The organism is Ferroglobus sp., from assembly GCF_015521575.1.
Lineage (GTDB): Archaea > Halobacteriota > Archaeoglobi > Archaeoglobales > Archaeoglobaceae > Ferroglobus.
Window position 1 is genome coordinate 1 of the sequence record NZ_WANY01000087.1, and the last position, 5,149, is coordinate 5,149.

Below are 5,149 nucleotides of genomic sequence, written 5' to 3' on the forward strand. Positions count from 1 at the left end.
AGCTCAATCCGTACCTTAAGTCGGCGTAATTGGATGTTTCTTTGACTATCTCCTCGAAAGCCTCCTCTTTGAAGTTGACGTAGCTGAGTTTTGCTCTGTCAAGAAGTATCTCTCTAATTTCCTCCTCGCTGTAGGGAGGGAAGTATATTTCATCTGGGTGGAACACGGAAAGAAGCTCGGAGGAAAACCCTGCAAGATACTTAAAATCAGTTGAAATAAGAATTACACCCGTCTTCACACCTTCGACAACTTCGTGAGCTTTGAGAATGGATAAAAGCGTTTCTTCTATTACCCCTCTTTCCGCAAAGTTTGCATCGTCGAGAACTAAAACGAGAGGAGAATCGAGCTTTTTCAAAGACTCGTTGAAAACTTTCTGAAGTGAAACGCCTCTTGGAGGGTAAAATCCTCTCAAACCTTCGAAAATTTTGAAAAATATTTGCTGCTTAGTTCTACTCGTCTGACAATTCACGTAAACGTACTTTGCGTTTTGAAGCTGATTTAAAACGTATTTGACGACCGTGGTTTTTCCCGTAGCCGGGCTTCCCAAGCAGACGGTATTAGTGGCTCTGCTTCCAAACTCGGCGGGAGCTAAGTTTGTAGCTAACCTATCCATCTGTTTCTCTCTGAAAAGGACTCTCTCGGGGACGAAGTCCTCGTCGAAAACTTCGAGTCTCATTTTAAACCTTTTGCATGGGTAACAACGTGCTTCAAAACGTCTTTTATTATCTTAACTCCAAGTTCCACAGCTTTTTTTGATCCGGGAAGGGCAAAGACGACTTTTCCGTTAACGACTCCCGCTGTAGCTCTTGAGAGAATGGCGTTGTATCCGATTTCTTTCAAGCTCTCGTATCTGAATACCTCTCCAAATCCTTCTATCTTTTTATCGAAAATACCTTCGAGAGCCTCTACTGTGACGTCTCTTGGATTTAAGCCAGTTCCGCCGGTGAGAATTACGACATCAGCCTCTATCTCAAGAACAGCTTTTAAAATCATCTTGGTGTCATCTGGAACGAGTTTGTACGCGACGGTGCTGTCTTTAAAGGCTTTAACTATCGTTTTTCCCGACTCGTCATCCACGTTTTCCAAATCTTCCAGCCTAACGTCTCCGTACTTTTCGTACCTTGAGGTGGAAACGGTTATTACTCCAATTTTAACGTCCACATTAGCTTCGTGCATCAGAACCACCTGTCGAGGGTGATCTGACTCGATGAAATGTTTTCTTCAATCCTCTCAACAGCCTTTTCTACCCTTTCTTTGCTAAAATCGTGATCCTCGCAGAGGAACTCTATTACTTTATCTTTCTTGGGTTTTCTGAATTTTATCTCGTAATCATCTGTGGTTGGAGGATTCAGGAAAAATTCTCTTATCTCATCCAAGTGCTCTATCTCAACTCTGAGTACCTTCAAGACTTTCTTAATGTCTCCATAGGTCTTTATGTACTTGAGTGCCTTCTTTGCACCAACTCCTTTTACTCCCTCGTTGTAATCTGTGCCTACGAGAAGGGCGATGTCTATTAGCTGTTCCCTCGTTATTCCCAGTTTTTTCAAGTTAAATTCGAGATCTATGATTTCGGGTTTTATCTCCACGTAAACGTTCTTTCCCGGAAGCTTTCTTTTACCTGTGACTGTTAGATTCCTCGCAAGTTTGGGAGAGCCGAAGAGGAGGGAATCGTAGTCTTGACTTCCGGTATAATCGGCATCACCTACTTTCACCATGTAAGCAGCCTGAGCTTCTCCTTCGCTCGGAGCCTGTACGTAGGGAATTCCCAAGTACTCCAGAAGGGTTTTCGAGCTCTCAACTATGTACTCGTCAACTTTAGCCGTCGCCTGAGCGTACTTCTTCGCATCTTCTCCAGCTTCCAGTGCAATTTTCCATTTTTCTTCAGCCTCTTTTTTCAGTTCAGCCCTCCTTTCAAGCTCTTTTTTCTTAAACTCTGGTGGCTCTCCATCGAAAACGTATACTGGCTTGATACCCATCTCGATCAGGTTGGCATTCCTATAAAGAAGCCCGGAAAGGTGAGAGGTGATTCTTCCTTGAGAGTCCTTAAGAGGAGTACCGTCCGGTTGTCTTATTGTTGAAAGAAACTGATAGATAGCGTTAAAAGCGTCGATAGCTACGTATTTTCCAGAGAAGAATTCCAGTTCTACCTCTTCCCTCTCGAAGAGTTCCCCTATGTCGGCACCCATGTAATATAGTAACTCTTCAAAGATAAAACGTTATCTGTAGAGTCTCCTCTCGATTCTCTCCAATCTCTCCTCCAAGCTCTCCATGTAAATTTTAAACTTGCCATCTATCCTCGACTCAAGGTCGTCGGCATTTACGGCGATAAGCCTCTTCAGGTTTTCGAATTCCTCCCTCATTCTGTACATTCTGTACTCCAAGCTCAGCAAAAGCATTCCAAGGGAAAACGTCAGAAGAAACGCTGAAAATATTACGATCGCATCGACCCTGTCGTAGAGCGAAAGCCACTTCCAAGTTAAAATCACCGCTGAAATAACCATCAAAGCAGCGAACAAGATTTCTCTCTGCATGCTCATTATTTTTTCGACTAACTATAAATTATTAACTCCCAAAAACGATTTATATCGTCGTGAAAGCTATCTAATTGAGCTGCCGAGGTGGCCTAGCTGGTCGGGGCGACGGACTCATAATCCGTAGGTCGCGGGTTCGAATCCCGCCCTCGGCATCCTTTCTTTTAATTCATATCCCAGAATTCGAAAAACAGCATCATAACTTATGGGAGTGTCTATTTTGGTTTTTGAGTGAGGGATGTTTGAAGAATCCGTATGTTGCAGAGAACTATATGTAGGGGTATGGAAGGTTTGTGATGGAAAAGTTGAGGGATGAGTTATGCAGATAAAGTTCGTAAGAAAGGTTAGGGCGAAGGACTTGATTAAGGAGTTCGAAAAGAAGTACGGCAGTTTGGAGAGGCTTGAGAGGTACTTGAAAAGACATCCAGATGACTACGTTGCGTTGATGAATTACGAAGACTGGAAGCACCTTCTGGAAAACCCTGACGTCGAGGTTGAGGAAGGGGTAATCATCGTCACAAACACTTCTTTCTTACGCTGAATAATCTTTGGATCCATCGAATTCAATGTCTTTTTAAAATCATCGTGCTCGGCGATTGAACTTGACGTATTCATGCTTTCTCAACAGATACATGTTCTCCTTCCACCATCTCACCGCTTCCCGCAAGCTCCAGCCATTCTGGAGTGTCATGTAAGTCAAGGCGATTAACAAAACCAGATCGTGCGGCTTTTTTGCTCCCGTTTATTTCCTCTGCCTCTTCTCAGCTATGCCTTCCAAAAGCCGGAAAGTTCGAAGAACTGCTGATAGCTTCAGGCAGAGTAATCGATTAAATGAGTTGTGCCGGTTAAATTCGGTTACTGCTACTGTGATTTTCGATGTTATTTTGAGGGCGAAAGTTGACGATAAAGAGAGTATATCTTCCGAAATCCGTTAGAGAGAAGATTGGTGGAGAGGTTTTCATCGTCAAGGTTAAAGGTGGAGTTCTGCTGATACCGAACCATCAGATCCTCTGAAGGAGCTTGAGGAAATCGGCAAAAAACTCTCTGATAAGCCAGTCAAAAAACTTAGGGAAGAAATCGAAGCAGCGGCTATGGAGGAAATCGAATGATTTATGCCGACATGGATTTCTTTCTTACGCTCCTCAAGGAAAAGGACTGGCTTAAAGAGAAAGCAAAGAAGGCTCTGAAAGAGTACGAAGGGTAGATAACGACGTCCATTGTAACCTTAATTAGAGCTTGCCTTCTTTGCTAAGAAATACGACCTCGACGTCGTAAAGCTATTCACGAGCGTCATAGCAATCTATGGAATCGAAGACGAGAGAATACTCAAAGCGGCGATATACATTAGAGATCACGGACTGAGTGTTTTCGACGCTTTTCACGCTGCATATTGTGCGGGAAAAATCATCAGCTCCGATTCGGTCTACGACAAGGTCGGGATGGGGAATCAGATTGGAAGAGGACTAAAAGAGATTTAGGAGATAACTTTTATCAACTTCTTTAGACAATTCACAGCTATGAAGTTTAAAGTCATTCTTGAAGAGGCTGAAGAAGGTGGATATGTTGTTTACGTTCCTGCTTTACCGGGTTGCGTTTCTCAAGGGGAGACCAGAGAAGAAGCATTGAAGAATATTAAGGAAGCCATCGAAGTTTACCTTGATGTTGACGATGCAGAGATCGAAGCAGAGATCAAGGGTAAGAAAGCAGAAGTCGTTGAGATAACGCTTTGACCCTCTATTTTCAATCCTCTCATTATCGGTGGTTTTGGTGAAGTTTCCGGTGGTGTCTGGTGAAGATGTGATTAAAGCTCTGCACAAAGTCGGCTTCAAGGTCGTGAGACAAAAAGGAAGCCACGTACGTTTGGAAAAGAGGACGGATGAAGGGGTGATTAAAGTTACAGTTCCTCTACATCGTTCGCTGAAGAAGGGAACTCTAAGAATAATACTGAAACAGGCTGGATTGAGCGTCGAAGAGTTTATTGACTTGCTTTGATTTTTTATTCCAACTTTGGTCTTTTCAAAAATCTGTAGATTTTGCTTCGCGAAGAATAGGAGTGGAGATAATTTAGCCTCAACTTCCGCCACTTACCTCGCTAACCTCTCGTACTTTCCTTGTACATCTTTTTGATCTTTGCATCTCTGTCTCTCATGCACACTACCTCTTTCCGTGAATCTATACACGGAATAAACTACCAACTGGGATGTTTCACGCAAAAGTCTTTGACAAATACTTCCCGCTTCATGTTACTCTAATATAATATGTAGGCAACACCTCGGGTTTGAGTCATAGTGGGGGAAACTACGCTGGAGTAAAAGCAACCTACCCTCGGCACATCTTCTTTTAGTCCATATTCTTAGATTTAGAAATTATTAGCGCATCATCTTGAAAGATTTTAGCTGTGAGTGGGGATTAAGCGATTTCGGCAATTTTATTGGTATATTGATAAATTCGTGTAACGATAGGGGAAAACTTAGACTGTAAAGACGATACTGGAGAGTTTTATTTTAAGAAAAGAGAGTCTCTTTAACTTTTAAACGTAAATGAAGATTGCAGTTGTTAAACTCTAAATAATTTTACTTTTATCAACACTTTTAGCATCCATGACTTACTGTAGAACC

At 42.5% G+C, this 5,149-nt stretch carries 7 protein-coding genes and 1 tRNA gene; 4 read left to right on the top strand and 4 right to left on the bottom strand.

Annotated features, from left to right (window positions below; all coding sequences use genetic code 11):
• From F7C14_RS03835 to F7C14_RS03850, 4 genes are all read right to left on the bottom strand, one after another.
• Positions 1 to 676 (bottom strand): AAA family ATPase (locus F7C14_RS03835; protein ID WP_290900103.1); only part of this gene is annotated, 676 nt, incomplete at its 3' end.
• On the bottom strand, positions 673 to 1,176 hold the full coding sequence (locus tag F7C14_RS03840; protein ID WP_290900105.1) for a MogA/MoaB family molybdenum cofactor biosynthesis protein: 504 nt from the start codon (positions 1,174 to 1,176) through the stop codon (positions 673 to 675). The genes F7C14_RS03835 and F7C14_RS03840, both read right to left, overlap by 4 nt.
• Positions 1,176 to 2,186, bottom strand: a complete 1,011-nt coding sequence (fen, locus tag F7C14_RS03845) for a flap endonuclease-1 (protein WP_290900107.1) — start codon at positions 2,184 to 2,186, stop codon at positions 1,176 to 1,178. The genes F7C14_RS03840 and fen overlap by 1 nt, the downstream gene beginning before the upstream one ends.
• A gap of 30 nt (positions 2,187 to 2,216) precedes the next feature.
• The gene (locus F7C14_RS03850; protein ID WP_290900109.1) at positions 2,217 to 2,531 is read right to left on the bottom strand and encodes a hypothetical protein; all 315 of its coding nucleotides are present in this window, start codon (positions 2,529 to 2,531) and stop codon (positions 2,217 to 2,219) included.
• Positions 2,532 to 2,612: 81 nt separating this feature from the next.
• On the opposite strand from F7C14_RS03850, the gene F7C14_RS03855 reads away from it, so the two are divergent.
• From F7C14_RS03855 to F7C14_RS03870, 4 genes are all read left to right on the top strand, one after another.
• Positions 2,613 to 2,686: transfer RNA gene (locus tag F7C14_RS03855), tRNA-Met, on the top strand.
• Positions 2,687 to 2,850: 164 nt separating this feature from the next.
• Positions 2,851 to 3,072 (top strand): hypothetical protein, encoded by a 222-nt coding sequence (locus F7C14_RS03860; RefSeq protein ID WP_290900111.1) that lies wholly within the window; start codon positions 2,851 to 2,853, stop codon positions 3,070 to 3,072.
• Positions 3,073 to 4,048: 976 nt separating this feature from the next.
• Positions 4,049 to 4,261 carry a type II toxin-antitoxin system HicB family antitoxin gene (locus tag F7C14_RS03865; protein WP_290900113.1) on the top strand — a complete coding sequence of 71 codons (213 nt, stop codon included), beginning with the start codon at positions 4,049 to 4,051 and terminating at the stop codon, positions 4,259 to 4,261.
• 34 nt (positions 4,262 to 4,295) lie between these two features.
• Positions 4,296 to 4,523, top strand: a complete 228-nt coding sequence (locus tag F7C14_RS03870; RefSeq protein WP_367114326.1) for a type II toxin-antitoxin system HicA family toxin — start codon at positions 4,296 to 4,298, stop codon at positions 4,521 to 4,523.
• Positions 4,524 to 5,149 lie beyond the last annotated feature (626 nt).

Excerpts from the sequence above, each read along its gene's own strand:
- fen (WP_290900107.1), bottom strand. The coding sequence starts at position 2,186 with ATGGGTGCCGACATAGGGGAACTCTTCGAGAGGGAAGAGGTAGAACTG.
- F7C14_RS03865 (WP_290900113.1), top strand. The coding sequence starts at position 4,049 with ATGAAGTTTAAAGTCATTCTTGAAGAGGCTGAAGAAGGTGGATATGTT.
- F7C14_RS03840 (WP_290900105.1), bottom strand. The coding sequence starts at position 1,176 with ATGCACGAAGCTAATGTGGACGTTAAAATTGGAGTAATAACCGTTTCC.
- F7C14_RS03860 (WP_290900111.1), top strand. The coding sequence starts at position 2,851 with ATGCAGATAAAGTTCGTAAGAAAGGTTAGGGCGAAGGACTTGATTAAG.
- F7C14_RS03850 (WP_290900109.1), bottom strand. The coding sequence starts at position 2,531 with ATGCAGAGAGAAATCTTGTTCGCTGCTTTGATGGTTATTTCAGCGGTG.